Origin of the sequence: Paenibacillus sp. FSL H8-0079 (assembly GCF_037991315.1) — a bacterium.
GTDB lineage: Bacteria > Bacillota > Bacilli > Paenibacillales > Paenibacillaceae > Paenibacillus.
In genome coordinates this window covers 2,179,939-2,200,928 of record NZ_CP150300.1, presented here as the reverse complement: position 1 = coordinate 2,200,928, position 20,990 = coordinate 2,179,939, and the positions used below count along the sequence as shown (strand labels likewise).

Annotated in this window: 15 protein-coding genes and 1 pseudogene; 4 read left to right on the top strand and 12 right to left on the bottom strand. The window is 48.8% G+C overall.

Annotated elements, in window-relative coordinates; translation table 11 throughout:
- Positions 1-17 precede the first annotated feature (17 nt).
- From MHI06_RS09980 to MHI06_RS09970, 3 genes and pseudogenes are all read right to left on the bottom strand, one after another.
- Positions 18-920, bottom strand: a complete 903-nt coding sequence (locus tag MHI06_RS09980; protein WP_017689438.1) for a LysR family transcriptional regulator — start codon at positions 918-920, stop codon at positions 18-20.
- Between the two features lie 59 nt (positions 921-979).
- Entirely contained in the window at positions 980-1,717 is a 738-nt protein-coding gene (locus MHI06_RS09975; RefSeq protein WP_340401360.1) for an SDR family oxidoreductase, read from the bottom strand.
- A 24-nt stretch (positions 1,718-1,741) separates the two neighbouring features.
- Positions 1,742-2,017: pseudogene (locus MHI06_RS09970) on the bottom strand (Atu4866 domain-containing protein).
- Positions 2,018-2,175: 158 nt separating this feature from the next.
- On the opposite strand from MHI06_RS09970, the gene MHI06_RS09965 reads away from it, so the two are divergent.
- Complete coding sequence (locus MHI06_RS09965) at positions 2,176-3,111, top strand: AraC family transcriptional regulator (protein WP_340401359.1); 936 nt, start codon at positions 2,176-2,178, stop codon at positions 3,109-3,111.
- Positions 3,112-3,175: 64 nt separating this feature from the next.
- Here MHI06_RS09965 and MHI06_RS09960 read toward each other — a convergent pair whose 3' ends face one another.
- Complete coding sequence (locus tag MHI06_RS09960) at positions 3,176-3,610, bottom strand: MerR family transcriptional regulator (RefSeq protein WP_340401358.1); 435 nt, start codon at positions 3,608-3,610, stop codon at positions 3,176-3,178.
- Between the two features lie 170 nt (positions 3,611-3,780).
- On the opposite strand from MHI06_RS09960, the gene MHI06_RS09955 reads away from it, so the two are divergent.
- Together MHI06_RS09955 and MHI06_RS09950 are read left to right on the top strand one after the other, a co-directional pair.
- The gene (locus tag MHI06_RS09955) at positions 3,781-4,659 is read left to right on the top strand and encodes an SDR family NAD(P)-dependent oxidoreductase (RefSeq protein ID WP_340401357.1); all 879 of its coding nucleotides are present in this window, start codon (positions 3,781-3,783) and stop codon (positions 4,657-4,659) included.
- A gap of 220 nt (positions 4,660-4,879) precedes the next feature.
- A complete protein-coding gene (locus tag MHI06_RS09950) occupies positions 4,880-6,043 on the top strand; it encodes an oxalate decarboxylase family bicupin (protein WP_340401356.1) in 1,164 nt (387 codons plus the stop codon).
- Positions 6,044-6,253: 210 nt separating this feature from the next.
- On the opposite strand, the gene MHI06_RS09945 is transcribed toward MHI06_RS09950, so the two are convergent.
- The 4 genes from MHI06_RS09945 to MHI06_RS09930 form a co-directional block, all read right to left on the bottom strand.
- Positions 6,254-7,042, bottom strand: coding sequence for a class I SAM-dependent methyltransferase (locus MHI06_RS09945; RefSeq protein ID WP_340401355.1), 789 nt, complete (start codon positions 7,040-7,042; stop codon positions 6,254-6,256).
- A gap of 160 nt (positions 7,043-7,202) precedes the next feature.
- On the bottom strand, positions 7,203-9,170 hold the full coding sequence (locus MHI06_RS09940) for a fructose-specific PTS transporter subunit EIIC (protein ID WP_340401354.1): 1,968 nt from the start codon (positions 9,168-9,170) through the stop codon (positions 7,203-7,205).
- Between the two features lie 91 nt (positions 9,171-9,261).
- The gene (pfkB, locus tag MHI06_RS09935) at positions 9,262-10,173 is read right to left on the bottom strand and encodes a 1-phosphofructokinase (RefSeq protein ID WP_340401353.1); all 912 of its coding nucleotides are present in this window, start codon (positions 10,171-10,173) and stop codon (positions 9,262-9,264) included.
- Between the two features lie 2 nt (positions 10,174-10,175).
- Entirely contained in the window at positions 10,176-10,922 is a 747-nt protein-coding gene (locus tag MHI06_RS09930) for a DeoR/GlpR family DNA-binding transcription regulator (protein WP_017689448.1), read from the bottom strand.
- Between the two features lie 189 nt (positions 10,923-11,111).
- Here MHI06_RS09930 and MHI06_RS09925 point away from each other — a divergent pair, with 189 nt between their 5' ends.
- Positions 11,112-11,795 carry a G1 family glutamic endopeptidase gene (locus MHI06_RS09925; protein WP_340401352.1) on the top strand — a complete coding sequence of 228 codons (684 nt, stop codon included), beginning with the start codon at positions 11,112-11,114 and terminating at the stop codon, positions 11,793-11,795.
- Positions 11,796-11,946: 151 nt separating this feature from the next.
- Here the strand turns inward: MHI06_RS09925 and MHI06_RS09920 are convergent, their stop codons facing one another.
- From MHI06_RS09920 to MHI06_RS09905, 4 genes are all read right to left on the bottom strand, one after another.
- Positions 11,947-12,432 (bottom strand): hypothetical protein, encoded by a 486-nt coding sequence (locus tag MHI06_RS09920; RefSeq protein ID WP_340401351.1) that lies wholly within the window; start codon positions 12,430-12,432, stop codon positions 11,947-11,949.
- A gap of 138 nt (positions 12,433-12,570) precedes the next feature.
- The gene (locus MHI06_RS09915; RefSeq protein ID WP_340401350.1) at positions 12,571-13,998 is read right to left on the bottom strand and encodes an NAD(P)-binding domain-containing protein; all 1,428 of its coding nucleotides are present in this window, start codon (positions 13,996-13,998) and stop codon (positions 12,571-12,573) included.
- Positions 13,999-14,333: 335 nt separating this feature from the next.
- Positions 14,334-14,573 carry a DUF896 domain-containing protein gene (locus MHI06_RS09910; protein ID WP_017689452.1) on the bottom strand — a complete coding sequence of 80 codons (240 nt, stop codon included), beginning with the start codon at positions 14,571-14,573 and terminating at the stop codon, positions 14,334-14,336.
- A gap of 111 nt (positions 14,574-14,684) precedes the next feature.
- Positions 14,685-20,948 (bottom strand): hypothetical protein, encoded by a 6,264-nt coding sequence (locus tag MHI06_RS09905; protein ID WP_340401349.1) that lies wholly within the window; start codon positions 20,946-20,948, stop codon positions 14,685-14,687.
- Positions 20,949-20,990 lie beyond the last annotated feature (42 nt).

The window sequence follows — 20,990 nt, the reverse complement described above, 5'->3', positions numbered from 1 at the left end:
TGAACCATTTAACACTTCTAAGACCCTATGGCCTCATGCAGAGCCTGGACATATGCTACACCCAGATTAGAGAGAGAAGTACTCTTGTGGCTTATCCACCCTACATTAATGGATTCCTCACATTCCAGCGGTACAGGAATTATCTCGTCTCCGTTCAGATCAGCGCTAAGTACACCGGTAGAGATCGTATAACCATTCAGACCAATCAACAGGTTAAACAATGTTGCGCGGTCATTGACCTGTATGCTTTTGGGGTGAGATAACGTACTTAGGATCTCTTCGGAAAAGTGAAAGGAATTGTACTCTCCCTGATCAAATGACAAGTACGGATAATCCTGCAGTTGCTCGATTGCAACCGACTCTTGCTTCGCCAGCGGGTTCTTCACACTGATAAAGATATGGGGCTTGGCTGTGAACAGGCTTGTGAAGACCAATCCCGCATCTTTTAACAATTTGTTAATCACCTTGGCATTGAACTCATTCAAATACAGGATGCCAATTTCACTACGCAGGCTTTTCACGTCCTGAATAATCTCGTAGGTCTTTGTCTCCCGAAGCGCCAACTCGTATTCATCCTGACCATACTGCTGTACCAGACGAACAAAGGCATTCACCGCAAATGCATAGTGCTGCGTCGATACGGAGAAGTGTTGCGGGGATGGCTTGGCGTTCAGATAACGATTCTCCAGCAATTCAGCTTGTTCTACCACCTGACGTGCATAACTCAGAAACTCAACGCCTTCTTTAGACAGAGATATTCCCTTATTGGTACGTTCAAAAATAGTAATTCGCAACTCCTGCTCCAGATCCCGAATCGCATTCGAAAGGCTGGGTTGCGAGATAAACAACCTTTTGGCTGCTTCATTCATCGAGCCACGTGTGGCAACTTCAATTACATATTTTAATTGTTGTAGGGTCAAGGTTGAACTCCTCTTTTCGTATCAATTGAATCTATTATATACCAAAAGAGGATCCGAACTTAAGCCATGCTTGCTGTCGGTCTCACTACAATCTCATTTACGTCCACCTCTGCCGGCTGGCTAATGGCGAACAAGATACTTTGCGCAATCGCCGAGGCGGGAATGGATATGCGCCGATACTCTTTCATGAGATCACGTGCTTCTTCATCAGAAATCGTATCCGCGAGTTCCGATTCCGTCACGCCCGGTGATACAAGGGTTACACGGATATCTCCGCCTACTTCCTGTCGCAACCCTTCCGAGATGGCGCGGACCGCGTATTTGGTTGCACAATACACCGCTGCCGTTGGTGAAACAGCATAGGCTCCAATAGAGGCGATATTAATAAACTGGCCGAAACCCTGCTTTTTCATGACGGGTAGTCCAGCCGCAATGCCATGCAGAACACCACGAATGTTAACATCTATCATGCGATTCCACTCATCTACTTTTAACGATTCAAGGGGAGATAGCGGCATAACTCCAGCGTTATTTAAAATAACATCGATATGTCCATAGCGAGTTTGAGCGAGGTCAACGATCGTTTGCATCTCTTCCAATCTGGTAACATCCAGTGAATGATACTCTATCGATCCTCCTTCCAAACGAATGGAGGAGGCCAATGCCTCCAGACGTTCCATACGTCTAGCTCCAATAACTACATGTGCTCCATGCTGTGCAAGCAATCGAGCTGTTGACTCACCAATTCCGCTACTCGCGCCGGTAATGACAACAACTTTCCCTTTTACATTGGACATATTAAATCGCTCCTTATTCCGTTGTTATTGTACATTTTCTCTATACAAAACCATGCCTGCATGATACAAAACGCCATCCCTGAAGTCTCCATCAGCTGTAAATCAGGTATCATCCACGTATTCTATATGCTTCCCATGAACAACATAGCGACCCTGATATGCACTTTGCCGATCTCCTCTCGCTTCATCATATCTGCCGCAAGGAAGAAGTTCGTGTCTGATATATCCATCCTTCGTGACCCACATTCCAACATACAAGTCTTTAGGTTCTTGTTTGTCGCCCATTGAATTGCGCTCCATTGTTTCTCCCTCCTCTCTGCTTCAAAAGATTCAGCTGCTTATCTCCATTATGTAGAGGTTCAGTCGTTGTACGATAGAAAAATCCCACAGTATTCTTGCCTATTTCTCCAGCACGTTTAAAATAGTAGTAATAGTGGTTTACAAGGGGGATGCAATTCATGCTCATTAAAACAAATGAAACAGATACGGTCATCACAGAGCAGCAGCAACAATTGGCCCAACTTATCGAGCACTTCGCCCCAAATGACGGGATACACCCAACAGCAATTCCTGCGCTTGCCTTAATCCGTGCCTCCGAGATCTCACAACCCATATATTCCGTTCATCAGCCTGCCCTCTGCATTGTCGCCCAAGGTTCCAAATTAGTTGTACTCGGCCTCGAGAGCTACACCTACGACCTGTCGCAATATTTGGTAGCTTCCGTAAACTTGCCTATTTCAGGGCAGGTTGTAAAAGCTACAACCGGACATCCCTATCTATGTATGCGACTGGATTTTGATTCAGGGCAGATTTTCGATCTGATTCAGGATACGCCTTCTGCACAACCCAAACCTGATCATTCAACACGAAGAGGACTGTTTGTTAGCTCAACCAAACCTTCCCTTCTTGAAGCCGTGATCCGATTGGTTCGGCTGCTGGATACACCTGAAGACATTCCCGTCCTTGCCCCTATGTTTATCCGCGAAATTCTATATCGTATTATTCATGATGAACACGGACATTCCATCAAGCAGTTTGCTATTCAGGACAGTCATGCACAGCACATCGCCGAGGTGATCGAAGTCATCCAATCCGATTACGCTAAGCCACTTCGGATTGAGCAACTTGCTGCCATGATCAACATGAGTTCTTCCTCATTACATCATCATTTCAAAGCCATTACCGCCATGAGCCCTTTGCAATTCCAGAAACAGATTCGATTGCATGAAGCCCGGCGAATGCTGCTCGCAGGTTCAACTGATGCCGCCGATGCTGCGTTCCAGGTTGGCTATGAAAGTCCGTCTCAATTCAGCCGGGAGTATGCACGCATGTATGGTCTCCCTCCCAAAAGCGATATCAAACGACTTCGTCTTACACTCGATATTAAAAACTAGAAACAACAAAAAGACCCGCGTCATCATGACGTGGGTTTTCAGATTCAAATAGGCAGCAGCGCCATCAAGAGAATAGGATCTGTTTTTCAAAAACAGATATCTGGTTCTCCCCGGTAATAGGGCATTCATCAGGATACATACTTCGTTTATCCAACTTCTCGTCGATAAAATCAACCACCTGCTGTAGCGAAGCAATCTGTGCTTCAACTTTCTTTCGATGGTTCACCAGCATCTCCCGCTCCTCCGGGAAATCTGCGAGATCCGATTCCATGGACATCTGTAGATATGGCTTCATTTCCTCCAGAGACATGCCAGTTTTTTTCAGGCAAGTGATCAACTTCATCGTATGAATATCCCCCGGGCGGTATACCCGATGGCGATTGGCCTTGCGTTCAGCTCGGGGAAGCAGTCCGATTTTCTCATAATAACGAATCGTATCTTCCGATAATCCGGCCTGGTCCGACGTTTCTTTAATGGAGAACACTTCATTCTGGCTCATCCTATGGCCCTCCTCCGCATTCATCTCTCTCCATATTACAACTTGGAGTCAGCTCCAAGTCAAGCATGATTCGTTCCATTTTACCCTCTTGACTTGGAGTCGACTCTAAGTTATAGAATGAGCGCAGCATACAGATTCGTTCTGTAATCCCATTCTATCTGGAGGTATGTATGAATATACAAAATCAACTTCGCACCGCTCTCATCACAGGTTCAACGTCAGGAATTGGTCTCGAACTGACCCGCAGATTACTAACTGAAGGATGGCAGGTGATCGGTCTCAACCGTTCCGCTTTCCCTACCGACGATACTGAAATTCAGAACGCATTACGTTCGGGTCAACTCCGTTGGGTTCAGGCTAACCTGACCAACTACGACAGTCTGAGAATGGCACTGAATCAGATTAAATCCGATACCAATTCAATTGATGTTTTGTTTAACAACGCCGGAGGCAGCGCTGCCGAACTCCGTTTCTCTGACCAGGGACATGAAATGCACTTTGAACTTCAGACGGTTGTCCCATACATCATCTACATGGAAGTAGTTGAACTGTTGCTCAAAGGACAGATGAAAACAGTCGTTAATACTTCCACCACCGCGTTTAATATGGTCAAACAATTTGATCTAAACATCCTGGAACGTCCAGCTGAATTCAAAAAACTGTTTGGTCCCTATGCCACTTCGAAGCTCGGCCTATCTCTATGGACACGCGAGGTTGCCAAGTCTGCCAAAGCGGATGGCATACAAATGCTAAGCGTAGATCCCGGTGGAAATAACACGCTACGGGGCAACAAAAAATCCGGGTTACCCTTCTACATCAAACCCGTCATGAAATGGTTCTTTCCTCATCCAAGTCATGGTGCTTCATTGCTCTACAATGCTGCCGTATCCTCAACCGGACACGAATCCGGTGCGTTTCTAGTTAAAAATAAAGCGAAAGCACTTCGTTTCACAGAGCAAGGTCCTGCCGTTCTACATCGAGTAAATGAGATCTATGAGCAGCGTTTTCATACAATGCAGTCTGGAAAGACCACAACCACTCCATCTTAACCATGATGGAGTGCAAGCAAGTAATAAGTACCTTCAATTGATTGGATCATTGGATTCATAGATTGTTCGACCTTCTCACATACGTAAATAGACGTGACCACTTGCGGTCATGTCTTTTTTGTCGTTTGTCCTTCATATTATCCAGGCCCTGATTCATAGGTGTAAACATAACGATACAATGTCGTGTGTGACATGCTACTGAATCTGGAGGGATCACTCAATGACCAAAGGACAACAACCAAACGAAAAACCATTCATCATTCCGCAACCCATTCGCAGTGATGGCGCTGGAGGACCTGATCTGGGACCCAGAGACGTCGTGAGAGATATACAAAACCCCGATATGCTGGTACCTCCAGCTACCGATAACGGGTTATTGCCCAATCTGAGAATGTCTTTTTCCGATACCCATATGCAATTGAACCATGGCGGGTGGTCACGTGAAATCACCGTGCGGGACCTCCCTGTTGCCACTACACTGGCTGGTGTGAACATGAGTCTGACGCCCGGTGGTGTACGGGAGCTACATTGGCATCAGCAATCCGAATGGGCCTATATGATCTGGGGAACGGCAAGAATCACCTCGGTAGATCAGAACGGACGTAATTTTATTGCCGATGTCGGGCCTGGTGATCTCTGGTTTTTCCCCAAAGGTCTGCCCCATTCCATTCAAGGACTGGAGGATGGTTGTGAATTTCTGCTCGTGTTCGATGATGGCTCCTTCTCCGATCTGAATACATTATCCATATCAGACTGGTTTGCCCATACACCACCAGAAGTATTGTCTGTCAATTTCGGCGTGCCCGAATCCGCTTTTCAGTCAATGCCGAAGGAACAGGTCTACATTTTCCAAGATACCGTTCCGGGTTCCATCGAGAGCCAGGAAATTCAGTCTCCATACGGCACCGTTCCTCTCACTTTCAAACACCGTTTGCTGGCCCAGGAACCGCTCATCACACCTGGCGGAAGCGTGCGGATCGTAGACTCCACCAACTTCCCCATCTCGACTACCGTTGCAGCCGCACTCGTGGAGATCCGACCTGGCGCCATGCGAGAACTGCACTGGCATCCCAATGCGGATGAATGGCAATACTATCTGACAGGACAAGGAAGAATGACCGTCTTTGGTGGAAATGGTGTTGCTCGTACCTTTGATTATCGGGCTGGAGATGTCGGATATGTTCCCGTCGCAATGGGACACTATATACAGAATACTGGTACAGATACCTTATGGTTTTTAGAGATATTTCGGAGTGATCGCTTTGAGGATGTTTCACTGAATCAGTGGATGGCGTTAACCCCGCGGGATCTAGTCCGCGACAATCTGAATGCACCTCCTGAGTTGCTCGATGCCTTGCGTAAAGTAAAATGGCCTGTCGTTTAATTTAGTATGTATCTCTATCATGAGTGCTGAAATAGGAAGTGACACGTGTGAAGAAAAGGGACCGTCTGAACCGTCGTTTCGATCTTTAAATAGGCAAATTAAACAAGCAGATCTACCCTATCCAAGGTAATCTGCCTGTTTTATTTTTTATTGGTATACATCCATTTACTCTTTCCTAAACCGCTCATCTAAATGGGTTGCCTTACCTAATCAGATATGCATAGGTTTAATCGCCTGAATATACACACTTTCTCCTTGGAAGCTGACGAGCTTCCCGTGTTCTGTCACTTCGAAGTTGAAAAATTTTCGGATGATGGAAGGTGCACTCAACATGCTTACTTCAAGTTCCTCCCTCTCCTGCTCGGGCAGTGCTGCACGGTTACACCACTCTTCAAACTTAAAGCGTTTCTGGAAGGAAAGCATCGTTTCCATTCGGAATCCGGCATACTCCAGCATATGAATCCATTCCGTCTTGCGCCATGCCCGAACATGGCTTGCATCTCGGCACTTCTCCACTTCATTGTAAAACTGGTCATTCTCGTCGCGTTCAGGAGCCACGTTGTCAATTAATAACAACCTTCCACCAGGCTTCATGACGCGTAGTGCCTCAGAGACAAAAGAAGAAATGTCCGGAAAATGGTGAGCAGCAATTCGGCAAGTGACGAGGTCAAAGAAATCATCATCGAAAGGCAGCTTCTCTGCATCTCCGGCAACAAAATCTACATTACGGTGTCCATTGCCCTGTATAAATTGTTCAGCCACCCGCAGCATTTCCTCCGTTAAATCCAGAGCGGTTACCCGCTGAACAAGCGGAGCCAGAGCGTTGGCGACATGCCCTCCCCCAGTGGCGATATCCAGCACGTTCATATCCGAAGTGGCTTGAGATGAAGCCACGAGCAACGCGAGATCCTCACCTTTGGCATGCCCCGAACTCGTCACGTATTTACCTGCATTTTTCGCAAACTGCTTCTGTACCTGGCTCTTGATTACATCAGACATTCCAATCCCTCCGTACAAGTTTCATTAGACGAAACTATGTTTCATAATTTAACTTTATTTTACCACGTATTAATATAAAAGTTAAATAAGCATTTTACACAAGTCGAAATAAAAAACATCCCCCAAGTGAAACTCACCCAGGAGATGTTTCTTATATTTGTTATTTCACGAGCGTCGGTGACTTCTTCCACAGTCCCAGAATAAGACCAGAGATTACAGCACCAATCGCAACAGCGAGCAGGAACAATAGTGCGTGGTTCGCCAGTGCTGCAACAAAGATTCCGCCGTGCGGAGCTGGTACATTAATGCTCCACAGTTGTGTCAATCCGCCAGCAACAGCGGAACCCAGAATACAAGAAGTCAATACACGCAATGGATCAGCCGCAGCAAATGGAATTGCACCTTCTGTAATGAAAGAGAATCCAAGTACATAGTTAGTCAGGCCTGATTTGCGTTCTTGCTCTGTAAATTTGGATTTGAAGAATGTTGTTGCAAGTGCAATCGCCAGAGGAGGCACCATACCGCCTGCCATAACCGCTGCCATCCATGCACCGTCTGTGTTACCACTGGATGTGAATACCCCAATAGCGAATGTGTAAGCCGCTTTGTTGAACGGTCCACCCATATCGATGGACATCATACCGCCAAGCAGCAAGCCCAACAATACCGCATTACCTGTACCCAGATTACCCAGTGCATCTACAAGCCATGTGTTCAGGGAACCAAAGATTGGATCAAAGACATAGAAACTGATGGCACCTACGATCAGCAAACCAAATACCGGATACAGCAAGATTGGTTTCAAGCCATCAATCGCTTTTGGCAATCCTTTGAACAACTTACGGAGACCAATAACTACATAACCAGCCAGGAAACCGGCAGCCAAACCACCAAGGAAACCGGCGTTTGAGTTAACTGCCATCAATCCACCGACCATACCAGGCATCAGGGCCGGGCGATCACCAATACTCATCGCGATAAATCCGGCAAGTACCGGAATCAGGAAGTGGAACGCACCTGTTCCGCCACCGATCGTTTGAAGCAGTTGCACAATCGGATTCTCAGGGCTAGCAAGCTGTTCGAACAAGAAGGAGATTGCTAGCAGGATACCGCCACCTACAACGAATGGCAGCATATGCGAGATACCATTCATCAGATCTTTATAGATTTTGCTACCTACACTAATCTTGCCAGTGCTTGCGCCCTCTTCCTTGGCATTTCCGCCTTGGCTGCGATAGATCGGTGCATCACCGTTAACAGCCTTGCGAATCAGCTCTTCGGATTTACGGATTCCATCGCTCACTGGTCTTTGCAATACCGGTTTGCCATCGAAACGTGCCATCTCCACATTTTTGTCTGCAGCAACGATAACCCCTTTGGCACGGGCAATTTCATCAGCCGTCAAAACATTTTGTGCTCCTTCGGAGCCGTTCGTCTCTACGCGAATATTGACGCCCATTTCTTGAGCTTTCTTTTTAAGTGCGTCTTCAGCCATAAATGTATGAGCTATACCTGTTGGACAGGCTGTAACCGCAACAACAAAATCTTCCGAATTTGCATTACCTACAATCACACCAGAAGTATTTTGTTGCTGAATGCTAGTAGAGCCTGATGCGGCATTCGCTGCTTTTTCAGCTTTTGCTTTCTCTTTGGCTGCTTCCTTCTCAGCTGCTTCCGCCTGTTTGGCATCAAACAATGCACTCACTTCTGCAGGTGTATCTGTATTCATCAATTGTGAGATGAAATCGCTATCAATCAACAACCTGGAAAGAGCTGCAAGCGTACGCAAATGGGTATTACCTGCGCCTTCTGGAGCCGCAATCATGAAGAACACATGAGCTGGCTGATCATCCAACGCTTCAAAATCAAGTCCTTTTCTACTCTTGGCAAATACAACCGTTGGTTCGTTCACCGCTGTTGTTTTGGCATGTGGCATCGCAATTCCGCCACCGATACCCGTGCTGGATTCAGCTTCTCTTTTATAGATCATTTCCTTGAACAGGACAGGATCATTAATACGTCCGCTTCGGTTCAGGCTTGCAATTAGTTCATCAATAGCCTCATCTTTGGTAGTTGCTTGCAGGTCCATGATCATCGTTTCCTGGATCATCAAGTCTGTTATTCTCATCTTGGTACACTCCCTTAAGTTCTATCGGCCTGCGATGTGCAGGCCTCACTACATTACAATTACAGTGAAACACTTCTATATGACCGTTATACTAGATCGTCGTAATGGTTACTTGATTGCGCAACTCATCAATCAATTCGCGTGTTGCCAGATCATCCGAGAACGCAGTTGCGCTTCCAGATGCTACCCCTGTGCGAAAAGCCTCCAGCAGATCTCCGCTCTGTACATAGGTACCTACGAATCCGCCAATCATGGAGTCTCCGGCACCAACGGAGTTTTTCACAGTCCCTTTTGGTACACTCGCATGATGAACTTCCGCTTTGGTAATGAACAGTGCACCTTCGCCTGCCATGGAGATCAACACATGTTTGGCACCGGCTTCAAGCAACTTACGCCCGTATAACACCAGTTCCTCACGAGTCTCAATGGTTACACCGAACAGTTCAGCCAGTTCATGATGATTCGGCTTCACCAGCAATGGTTCATGTACAAGAGCTTCCATTAGTGCAGGTCCAGTTGTGTCAATTACGAATTCGGCACCCGTTTGCTTGCACACTTTAATGAGACGATCATAGAAGTCCGTTCCAAGTGAAGGTGGTACGCTTCCGGAGAGAATGACAATATCTCCTTTTTGCAATGAAGACAATTTGTGTAGCAACTGTTCTGCCTCTTCTTCACTTATTGCAGGTCCAAGACCATTAATCTCTGTCTCTTCTCCATGCTTCAGCTTGATGTTAATGCGAGTATCGTCTGCGATCGTGACAAAGTCTGTCCGGATGTTATCTTCTTGCAACTTGTCATTAATGAAACGTCCCGTGAATCCACCAAGGAAACCAATGGCCGTGTTATCTGCTCCAAGTTGATTCAGTATGCGAGAAACATTAATGCCTTTGCCACCCGGGAGCTTCAAATCCCGATTCATTCGATTCAATCCGCCAAGCTTCAGCTCATCCACTTCCACGATGTAATCAATGGACGGGTTAAGTGTTATCGTATATATCATCGTTATCCCTCAATTATTTTAGTTTTCTGGGCGATTCCAGGCCGCCAGTGTTCTGGCATCTGCTCGGTAATCAAATCGGCCTCCTCCAAATCAAACAATTTGGCAAAAGTAATTTCCCCTATTTTGCTGGAATCAGCCAGCACATAAGATTTTCCCGACAATTGATGTGCCCGCCTTTTAATCAAGGCTTCCTCCGGATCAGGTGTTGTATACCCCATTTCGGGGTCCACTCCATTGCTCCCAAGAAAACATTTATCAAAACGGAAGTTATCCATGTTCTGTAATGCGATACTGCCGATGACTGCTTTCGTATGAATTTTCATCATACCTCCTAGCAAGTAACTACGAATACGTTTGCTTACCAATGCCTCAACATGTGAAAGTCCGTTGGTAACAACCGTTACGTCCTTTGCTTCAATAAAGGGAATCATGGCTAACGTTGTCGTTCCTGCATCCAGATAGATGCATTCGCCATTTTCGATCTCCTGTGCAGCCAAACGGGCAATCGTTGTTTTCTGTTGAATGTTTTTGAACGTTTTTTCCTCCATGCCCGGTTCTAGCGTTTTTTCATTCACCAGTGCGGCACCGCCGTGGATGCGTTTGAGCATCTGACGACTCTCCAGATCAATCAAATCACGTCTAATCGTTGATTCAGAAGCACCAAGCACATCAACAAGCTCTTGTAACTTCACAATTCCCTGTAAATGTAAGCGCTCTATAATTGCAGCATATCGTTCTTCAGTCAGCATCTTCATTCCTCCAACTGCTTCTATAGTATCATAAATCCCTCAAAAAACAACCACTTTCATTCAAAATAATTTAAAAACCTTCAAAAACCCGCATCTTTCGACTTATTTTCTTGTCCAATTGTCCCTTCCGCAGGCTCCTGAACACGCATCTGATAATCTAGTCCCTATTTTATCCAAGGTGGTGACCTGATGACAGATCGTCCACACAAACGGCGAAAACCCTGTGCCCTGCATCAGAAAAAGAAAGATTCCTCTCCTCGCTTTGGGTGGATCTCCTCCAACTGGAGTGGCTACGCTCGTACAGGAACACAGAACCAATACCGCCGCATCTCAGCCGAATGGACTGTCCCCTATGTTCTACCTGGCACACGCAACTCGTATTCATCCGCATGGATTGGAATTGATGGCTTCGAGAACAGTAGTCTCATTCAGACCGGAACAGGTCACGACTGGATTCAAGGCAAGCCCAGCTATTATGCCTGGTGGGAGATCCTGCCTGAGGCGGAAACCATCATTCCACATCCTGTTTCCCCTGGTCATCGTATTCGAGCAGTCATCGCCAAATTAACGCGCAAAACCTGGTGCATCACTCTCTCTAATCTAACGCTGGGCTGGACTTTTCGCACCATTCAGTATTATTCGGGGCCGCAATCTTCTGCGGAGTGGATTGTTGAAGCACCCACTGTAGGAAGCTCCATCGCCTCCATGGCACGGCTTACTCCCGTAACCTTCAACATGTGCCGCCTGAACGGACAATCTCCTGCTTTTCGTACCTCTCAAAAAGGGATCATGATTCAAGGAAGAGGTACCGTCTCAATCCCCGGCTCCCCCAATCGGTGTAAAGATGGATTTACGGTTCGCCGCAACACTTGAGTATTTAACGAGCAAACGAACGAAGTTATTTAGTTCATTTTCTTAAAGTTGGTATTTCGTGGCCTTCATATCTCCATTAAAAATCCTGCAACCTCCAGCGCTTGATGCGCGACGTTGCAGGATTTTGCTTTTCATTGGAAATGTACGGCGTTTATGACTCTACAACCATTGTATCCGGTTTGGGTTTAAGCCATTTGCCATCTTCATTAATAAAAGCACCCTTGAAGCGGCCCATCTCCAATTGTTCAATTAGCCGCTCCTCGTCCATTACCAGAATTTCAGCGAGTTGCCCCGAAGTGTAATAATGAGCGGGATTGTAATCGAGTAGTACTGGAACAGACGTATCATATAGTTCTTTGATCAGATTCTCAAAGGAATGCCGACCCAGGTTCTCCATATCTCTATAAAAATGCAAATGTTGGGACACCATATTACGGAAAGATTTATTCTCCAGATGCATCCACAACGTATTGCAAGCCTGAACACTCATATGATTTTGTTCCACATCGTAAAACTGAACTTCTTCAATCTTCATGTATTTCTCTTGAAATGCAACGATCTTAATCAAAGGTACATTTCGTTTACGCGACACTTTCTTCAAATGGGCTCTAAATTGCTCATAGTTCATTTCATTCATCTATTATCCCTGCCTTTAACATGTTCCAACCGACATTTTACAACAAATTAAAGACAAGTGTAACCTTCATCATATAAAAAACAAAAAAACGTGCAGCATCAGATGCCACACGTTCACAAACTTATGGAGTGCATGTACTCAGCCAAGGGCACCACTTTTCACCCACGTAGCCGTAAATTCCTGTTCTTCATAAGCATAGAATTGTTGCAAAATAACCTCCCGATCATCGAGGAACAACTGATCCGCTATTGCAGAGACCAGCTTCGGAACTGCACTCTTGGTCCCCGATATTGCTGATGCGGACAGACCACAGCTGGCAAGTGCAGAGTAATTGAATACAAACAATCCATGCAACTGCTCCTCACCCTGCTCACTTCTGCTGGTCAGTGCAAACCCCGAACTTAGGTATGGATGTGCATCCAGCAAGGCATTGCGATGCTCTGCTGGAGCCTGATAACAGTCCTCCCAACGCGCGATATGCGACTCTATAAGTCTGAGTTCAGGCCGAAGTGCCGGATCACTAAGCAGACCTGTGCTAATAATCAGAAAATCAAACGTAAACGCTCCCTGGGCCGTATGCACAATCGCGCCTTGGTTCGTTGCTTCTACACTCAGCCAGGGCGAGTTCAAATGCAGTTCGAATCCAGGCCAGGCTGCCGCACGATTAAACGTATCGTTGGTAGGCGGTTGATTGAATTTGAAGAAATGAGAGATCACTTCATATTTATCAGCAACCGGAAGAGCGTGGTATCGCTCGATCATACCGGATTGTTCCATCTGACGAATAGGATTAACACTAGGCAGCTGTTCCCGCCGTACAAATACATGAGCTTCGGCCACACCCGTGGCAAGCGCATAACTGGCATTATCAAAAGCAGAAGCACCGCCGCCAAGCACAGAAACCCGTTTACCTTTTAGTCGTTCAAAATCAATCGCTTCAGACGTGTGGGCATACAGCTCCCGAGGTAATCTATCGGCAATCATGGAAGGTACATGCCACTCTCCGCCCCCTTGTATTCCTGTAGCAAACACTACTTTACGAGCAAGTATGACATCCATCTGAGTTCCTGCCTTGTTCACATGAAGTCGATGTATACCGTCCTCTGTTGGCTCAACCAGTGTCAATTTCACCTCATTAAGCACAGGCAGATTCAATATTTCCCGATACCAGCGCAAATAATTCATCCAGTCTCCACGCGGGATCTTGTCTACTTCTTCCCAACCTTCGGGCCCTACCTGTGCTTCACACCATGAGCGAAAGGTTAACGAGGGGATACCCAGATCGATGGAAGTCAGATGCTTGGGTGTACGCAAAGTAACCATTCGCGCATAAGTCTCCCAAGGTCCTTCAAGCCCCGATGTATTCTCGTCAATGACCACAATATTGGAGATCCGTTCACGAAGAAGCCCAAATGCCGCCCCTAATCCACTCTGGCCTCCACCCACAATGACGACATCATAGACATGACCATCCGCATGTTCTCTTGGACGTACCCAGTTCGCGCCACCAAATGACAAATAAGCTAGATCATTCTTCACACGTTCATTCAAAGCTTCCAGGCTCATGATTCATCAACCCTTTCGAGATACATATATGAACTATTCTTTTTCGATTATTTGATGTAAGTTTGTTGTCAGTTATATTGAGGAGAATTGCATTTCACCTTGTATTCCTGAAATATATTAGCGTTATTATATGAGTTATCGGGGATGAATTGAAGTTCGCGGTAGATTTATTGTCATCAAAACTAAAAATATCTAACATGCTTGTTAATTCGTACGAAATACCTAATTGGATGGTACCTTCCTCTTTTAATGTGCTTTTTTCCTGATGGATGCTTTACAGAAAATGAAAAAAGACAGACCAAGATGTTACCTTGGTCTGTCTTATTAAAAGAATGCTATTGGCCGGCTTGTTCTCGGCGCTGCAATTTTTCATTGGTTAATTTCTCAGGGGTCACATCATGACCCAGTGGGTCCACAACGGATACTGCCAACATGGTTGTCAGCACCTGACCTCGAATAGCCTGTAAATATTGTTTTCTAAGCTCCTGCTGCTCGCTTTGTTCTGCTTTTGTCAAGCCAACGCTGCTTCGTTGTTTTCGACTTAATTCATTGATGCGTCCCAAAATAGGAATCATGAAATCCACCTCACTTGTTAGTCCAATTTCCGAAAGATATTTCGAATATCTTCAAACTAACTTATTACAACTTCATGAATTTGTCCATAGGCGTGATCCGTTAAGAAGTTTTTAGGTGATCTCATGCACAGACCACACAATGCCATTCGTAGCACCACTGCCCAGGTTCAAGGTGAGCGTCAACCCGTTTGCAGCATAGAACAGTCCAATCACATCTCCCGCATTCAATGCCACTTCTACCGCCAAAGTAACTGCACCGCTTCCCAGCACTGCCCGCAGTGTTAGTAGTGTAATCGCCACATTTAGTACAGGCAATAAACCACTAACTAGCGTTGTAACTGTCGGTGATGTCCTCTGTACAAGAAAGGCAGGGTTAACCCCAGCACCCAGTGATAGGGCAAGCGCTGCGGTCGTTGCATAATTGATCGTGGCCACAATGGAATATCTTCCTGTTACCGGGACGGTATAATTTCCTGTGGTTGCATTGAAGTTGGCATTACCGTAATAAGGAGCCGTAGTCGTCCAGTTGGTTAATTGTGCGCTCGTTGCTGTCGAAAGTGTAGCCAGGAAGGCCGAGAACCCTTGTGTTGCAAAGTTGGGGCCGGTTGGGCCCGTGGCTCCTGTCAGCCCCGTTGCCCCAGTCGCACCTGTAGTTCCTGTTATGCCTGTTGCTCCAGTGGCTCCCGTAGCTCCGGTTGCACTAGTTACACCAGTTATACCGGTAGCTCCTGTAAGTCCATTAGCACCAGTTGGTCCAGTCGGGCCGGTTGGGCCGGTTGGGCCGGTGATGCCTGTAACCCCAGTAGTTCCAGTAGTTCCGGCAACCCCAGTGACCCCAGTTGCACCTGTAGAACCAGTAGCTCCCGTAATGCCTGCTGTTCCGGTTGTTCCTGTAACTCCTGTTGTGCCGGTGCTTCCGGTGGTGCCAGTTACGCCTGTAGTTCCTGTAGTTCCTGTTGTCCCAGTTACACCCGTTAGTCCTGTTGCTCCGGTCGCGCCAGTTATACCTGTAACTCCTGTTGAACCATTACTTCCGGTGGCTCCTGTTACACCTGTGGGCCCTGTAGTTCCTGTAGTTCCTGTTGGACCTGTTGAGCCTGTGGCTCCTGTGGCTCCTGTAAGTCCGTTAATGCCTGTAACTCCCGTTATACCGGTACTTCCTGTAGCCCCAGTCACGCCCGTTGTACCTGTAGCTCCTGTTAGACCTGTTGAACCTGTGGCTCCTGTAAGTCCGTTAATGCCTGTAACTCCCGTTATACCAGTACTTCCTGTAGCTCCAGTCACGCCCGTGATCCCCGTAATTCCTGTGGTGCCGGTAGCTCCTGATACACCTGTGAGCCCTGTCGCCCCAGTTGCTCCGGTCGGTCCCGTTATACCTGTCGTGCCTGTAACGCCTGTTACACCCGTCTCTCCTGTAATGCCCGTAATTCCTGTTACTCCGGTCACACCTGTGACCCCAGTGGCTCCAGTCGTACCTGTTGTACCCGTAACACCAGTTAAGCCAGTTGTGCCGGTTATGCCAGTAACTCCCGTGGTTCCCGTTGCTCCAGTAGCCCCGGTGGGTCCCGTCTCACCAGTTTGGCCAATAGTGCCGGTGGCACCTGTAATTCCAGTAGCTCCAGTCACACCCGTAATTCCAGTTACGCCGGTCGTGCCGGTTGTTCCTGTTTCACCAGTAATACCCGTTGGGCCGGTTGCCCCTGTAGCACCTGTAAATCCAGTTACTCCAGTTATTCCAGTAGCACCAGTCGTCCCCGTACTACCTGTCGTTCCGGTGATGCCGGTAACTCCGGTGGGACCCGTACTTCCTGTTGCTCCGGTCGCTCCAGTGATACCTGTAAATCCGGTTACGCCAGTTATTCCTGTGGAACCAGTACTCCCCGTTGTTCCTGTAACTCCAGTAGTACCTGTGACTCCGGTTATGCCAGACGTACCGGTTGTTCCTGTTTCGCCGGTGACCCCGGTTATCCCCGTAGTTCCCGTTGCTCCAGTCACACCCGTTATACCAGTTACGCCGGTCGTACCGGTTGGTCCCGTTACACCTGTCGTGCCTGTAGCGCCTGTTACACCCGTCTCTCCTGTAATGCCCGTGGTTCCTGTTGCTCCAGTTAATCCCGTTACGCCAGTAGCTCCGGTTGTTCCAGTCACACCTGTGATACCCGTAGTTCCGGTTATGCCGGTAATTCCCGTAGTACCTGTTGTACCCGTGACCCCAGATATACCCGTTTCCCCTGTTACACCAGTGGCTCCGGTCGCACCGGTTGTACCGGTTGTACCCGTAACACCAGTTAAGCCAGTCGCACCGGTTGGTCCCGTTACACCTGTCGTACCGGTAGCGCCTGTTACACCCGTCTCTCCAGTGGCACCAGTTGCTCCCGTCGTTCCAGTAAATCCTGTATTACCTGTAACCCCAGTAAGTCCAGTAAGTCCAGTAAGTCCAGTTACTCCCGTCTCACCAGTTTGGCCAGTTGTGCCGGTGGCGCCTGTAATTCCAGTAGCTCCAGTCACACCCGTAATGCCAGTTACGCCGGTCGTGCCGGTTATTCCTGTTTCACCAGTAATACCCATTGGACCGGTTGCCCCTGTAACACCTGTAAATCCAGTTACCCCAGTAATTCCAGTAGCACCAGTCGTTCCTGTACTACCTGTCGTTCCCGTGATGCCTGTAAATCCGGTTACGCCAGTAATCCCAGTAGCACCAGTCGGCCCGATTACGCCAGTTATTCCTGTGGAACCCGTACTCCCCGTTGCTCCTGTAAATCCAGTCATACCTGTGACTCCGGTTATGCCAGTCGCACCAGTGGCTCCGGTTGGTCCTGTCGTGCCGGTAACGCCTGTTACACCCGTCTCTCCTGTAATGCCCGTGGCTCCAGTTAATCCCGTAACACCAGTTGGACCAGTGATTCCTGTTAGACCTGTTTCCCCTGTGATGCCAGTTGTGCCCGTTACACCAGTAGCTCCCGTAGTACCCGTACTTCCCGTTGCTCCAGTCGTACCCGTTTCCCCAGTGGCTCCAGTCGCACCTGTTGTACCCGTTACGCCAGTTAAGCCATTCTGGCCGGTTGTGCCAGTGGAACCGGTTGGTCCTGTTACACCTGTCGTACCTGTAACGCCTGTTACACCCGTCTCTCCAGTCGCGCCGGTTACGCCAGTAACTCCCGTAGTTCCCGGTGCTCCAGTAGCCCCGGTGGATCCCGTAACACCAGTCGTACCTGTCATGCCGGTAAATCCTGTAGTACCTGTTTCCCCAGTGGCTCCAGTCGCGCCGGTTATACCGGTCGTCCCGGTTGGTCCCGTTATACCTGTCGTACCTGTAACGCCTGTTACACCCGTCTCTCCTGTGATTCCCGTGGTTCCTGTACTTCCTGTTGCTCCAGTTAATCCCGTAATGCCAGTTGTACCCGTTACGCCAGTAACTCCGGTGGGTCCCGTGCTTCCTGTTGCTCCAGTCGTACCCGTGAGCCCAGTTATACCCATTTCCCCTGTGACACCAGTGGCTCCGGTCGCACCTGTTGCACCCGTAACACCAGTTGGTCCTGCCGTGCCGGTTATGCCAGTGGCACCGGTTGATCCCGTCGTGCCGGTAAATCCTGTAGTACCTGTAACCCCAGTGAATCCAGTTACTCCCGTCTCACCAGTTTGGCCAGTAGTACCGGTGGCGCCTGTTTCACCAGAAATACCCGTTGGACCGGTTGCCCCTGTAGCACCTGTAAATCCAGTTAGGCCAGTAATACCAGTAGCACCAGTCGGTCCGGTGATGCCCGTAGTTCCCGTAACACCAGTCAGTCCAGTTGCACCTGTGAGACCCGTCTCCCCAGTGAATCCAGTAAGTCCAGTGACTCCCGTAACACCAGTTGGGCCAGTAGTACCGGTGGGGCCTGTTTCACCAGAAATACCCGTTGGACCGGTTACCCCTGTAGCACCTGTAAATCCAGTTAGGCCAGTAATACCAGTAGCACCAGTCGGTCCGGTGATGCCTGTAGTTCCCGTAACACCAGTCAGTCCAGTCGCACCTGTGATACCGGTTAGACCCGTCTCCCCAGTGAATCCAGTAAGTCCAGTTACTCCCGTAACTCCAGTTGGGCCAGTAATTCCTGTTAGACCCGTTGCCCCTGTGACACCAGTTACGCCAGTAACGCCGGTTGTACCCGTGCTTCCTGTTGCTCCAGTCGTACCGGTGACTCCTGTTGTGCCGGTGGGTCCTGTTAACCCTGTATCACCAGTAATTCCAGTAAATCCAGTCACACCTGTGTTGCCCGTAACTCCAGTAACTCCCGTAGATCCGGTCGCACCAGTCGTTCCGGTAATCCCTGTTAGACCTGTTTCCCCTGTGGCTCCAGTCGCGCCAGTTATACCGGTCGTCCCAGTTACGCCAGTAATTCCTGTGATACCCGTCTCTCCTGTAATGCCCGTGGTTCCTGTTGCTCCAGTAGAACCAGTAACACCAGTGACTCCGGTTGTGCCTGTGACCCCGGTGGGTCCCGTTAGACCAGTCGTTCCGGTAACTCCTGTTTCACCAGTACTTCCTGTAGCACCGGTCACGCCTGTGATGCCCGTGGGTCCTGTTACTCCAGTTAATCCTGTAACACCAGTTACGCCAGTTGTGCCGGTCGGTCCTGTTGCGCCAGTGACCCCGGTTGAACCAGTAGCTCCGGTGGGCCCCGTAATGCCCGTTGTACCCGTATTTCCCGTCGCTCCTGTAGTTCCAGTTCCTGTAGCACCTGTACTTCCAGTAGCTCCAGTCACACCAGTGATTCCCGTAACGCCAGTCAATCCTGTTGCTCCTGTTGCTCCTGTTTCGCCAGTGACTCCGGTTGTGCCAGTTACACCGATGGGTCCCGTTAGACCAGTATTTCCTGTCTCTCCGGTGAATCCTGTCACACCAGTCGTGCCTGTGGCACCTGTTAGACCCGTTTCTCCAGTGGCTCCGGTCGCACCTGTACTGCCCGTAAATCCAGTATTTCCTGAAACACCAGTATTTCCAGTCGCTCCCGTCTCACCAGTTAATCCAGTTGCCCCCGTAGTGCCTGTTATTCCAGAAGTACCCGTGATTCCTGTAACCCCAGTCTCACCCGTAATACCTGTTAGACCCGTCTCTCCAGTGATACCAGTAGCTCCGGTCGCACCTGTGATGCCAGTTACTCCCGTCTCTCCGGCTGTTCCCGTAGTGCCTGTAGTTCCAGTTGTGCCGGTGATGCCAGTAATTCCTGTAGCACCCGTACTTCCCGTTGCTCCATTGTTCCCAGTGGGTCCTGTAACTCCGGTTGGGCCGGTCGTTCCTGTAATACCAGTTTCGCCTAAAGCCCCGGTCGGTCCCGTCTCTCCAGTGACACCAGTTAGTCCGGTGGTACCGGTATTTCCCGTGGTTCCAGTGGTTCCAGTGGTTCCAGTCGTACCTGTTACTCCCGTTTCCCCAATGACACCAGTGGCTCCGGTCGCACCAGTAAATCCAGTCGTTCCTGTGCTACCTGTTTCTCCAGTAATACCAGTTGCTCCAGTCAGTCCGGTGATGCCTGTTGTTCCGGTCGCACCCGTAGTTCCTGTAAATCCAGTAATACCTGCTGTGCCAGTGCTTCCTGTTTCGCCAGTAATACCAGTCGCGCCTGTATTCCCTGAAGTACCATTACTTCCAGTAGCTCCCGTCACACCAGTGATACCTGTAACGCCAGTTGCGCCTATCGATCCTGTTCCCCCTGTGACACCAGTTGTGCCGGTTACGCCAGTAACTCCGGTTGTACCCGTGCTTCCTGTTGCTCCAGTCGTACCTGTGACTCCTGTTGTGCCAGTGGGTCCTGTTAACCCTGTATCACCAGTTAGTCCGGTCGTGCCGGTTGTTCCTGTTGTTCCAGTAATTCCCGCTGCTCCTGTTACCCCAGTCGGTCCTGACACACCAGTCGCCCCGGTTGGTCCCGTTACACCTGTCGTACCTGTTACGCCTGTTACACCCGTTTCCCCAGTGGCACCCGTAATGCCGGTAAATCCAGTCGTTCCTGTTGTACCCGTAACTCCTGTGGTTCCTGTTGCGCCAGTACTTCCCGTTATACCTGTTAATCCAGTCGGTCCTGTTGAGCCCGTTGTTCCTGTTTCACCAGTAGTTCCAGTTGCTCCCGCATCACCCGTTGGACCGGTTGGACCTGTAAATCCGGTAGTTCCAGTCATACCTGTGGAGCCCATCAGTCCGGTAACTCCAGTTGCACCTGTGACCCCAATTATTCCGGTGCTGCCCGTGATTCCAGTTGAACCCGTAACACCCGTAGCTCCAGTTACTCCAGTTACTCCAGTCCGTCCTGTTAAACCGGTTGCTCCCCTTTTGCCTGGATACCCAGGGTCTCCGGTTAACCCGGTAGCTCCAGTTGCTCCGGTGTATCCTCTCATTCCCCGATAACCCCGTGGGCCGCGAAGGAAAGGAATCCTGTG

Bases quoted from the DNA above. Each gene is read 5' to 3' on its own strand.
- MHI06_RS09955 (WP_340401357.1), top strand. From the start codon at position 3,781: ATGAATATACAAAATCAACTTCGCACCGCTCTCATCACAGGTTCAACG.
- MHI06_RS09975 (WP_340401360.1), bottom strand. From the start codon at position 1,717: ATGTCCAATGTAAAAGGGAAAGTTGTTGTCATTACCGGCGCGAGTAGC.
- MHI06_RS09920 (WP_340401351.1), bottom strand. From the start codon at position 12,432: ATGAATGAAATGAACTATGAGCAATTTAGAGCCCATTTGAAGAAAGTG.
- MHI06_RS09965 (WP_340401359.1), top strand. From the start codon at position 2,176: ATGCTCATTAAAACAAATGAAACAGATACGGTCATCACAGAGCAGCAG.
- MHI06_RS09915 (WP_340401350.1), bottom strand. From the start codon at position 13,998: ATGAGCCTGGAAGCTTTGAATGAACGTGTGAAGAATGATCTAGCTTAT.
- pfkB (WP_340401353.1), bottom strand. From the start codon at position 10,173: ATGATATATACGATAACACTTAACCCGTCCATTGATTACATCGTGGAA.
- MHI06_RS09905 (WP_340401349.1), bottom strand. From the start codon at position 20,948: ATGAGAGGATACACCGGAGCAACTGGAGCTACCGGGTTAACCGGAGAC.
- MHI06_RS09940 (WP_340401354.1), bottom strand. From the start codon at position 9,170: ATGAGAATAACAGACTTGATGATCCAGGAAACGATGATCATGGACCTG.
- MHI06_RS09930 (WP_017689448.1), bottom strand. From the start codon at position 10,922: ATGCTGACTGAAGAACGATATGCTGCAATTATAGAGCGCTTACATTTA.
- MHI06_RS09910 (WP_017689452.1), bottom strand. From the start codon at position 14,573: ATGATTCCTATTTTGGGACGCATCAATGAATTAAGTCGAAAACAACGA.
- MHI06_RS09945 (WP_340401355.1), bottom strand. From the start codon at position 7,042: ATGTCTGATGTAATCAAGAGCCAGGTACAGAAGCAGTTTGCGAAAAAT.
- MHI06_RS09960 (WP_340401358.1), bottom strand. From the start codon at position 3,610: ATGAGCCAGAATGAAGTGTTCTCCATTAAAGAAACGTCGGACCAGGCC.
- MHI06_RS09925 (WP_340401352.1), top strand. From the start codon at position 11,112: ATGACAGATCGTCCACACAAACGGCGAAAACCCTGTGCCCTGCATCAG.
- MHI06_RS09950 (WP_340401356.1), top strand. From the start codon at position 4,880: ATGACCAAAGGACAACAACCAAACGAAAAACCATTCATCATTCCGCAA.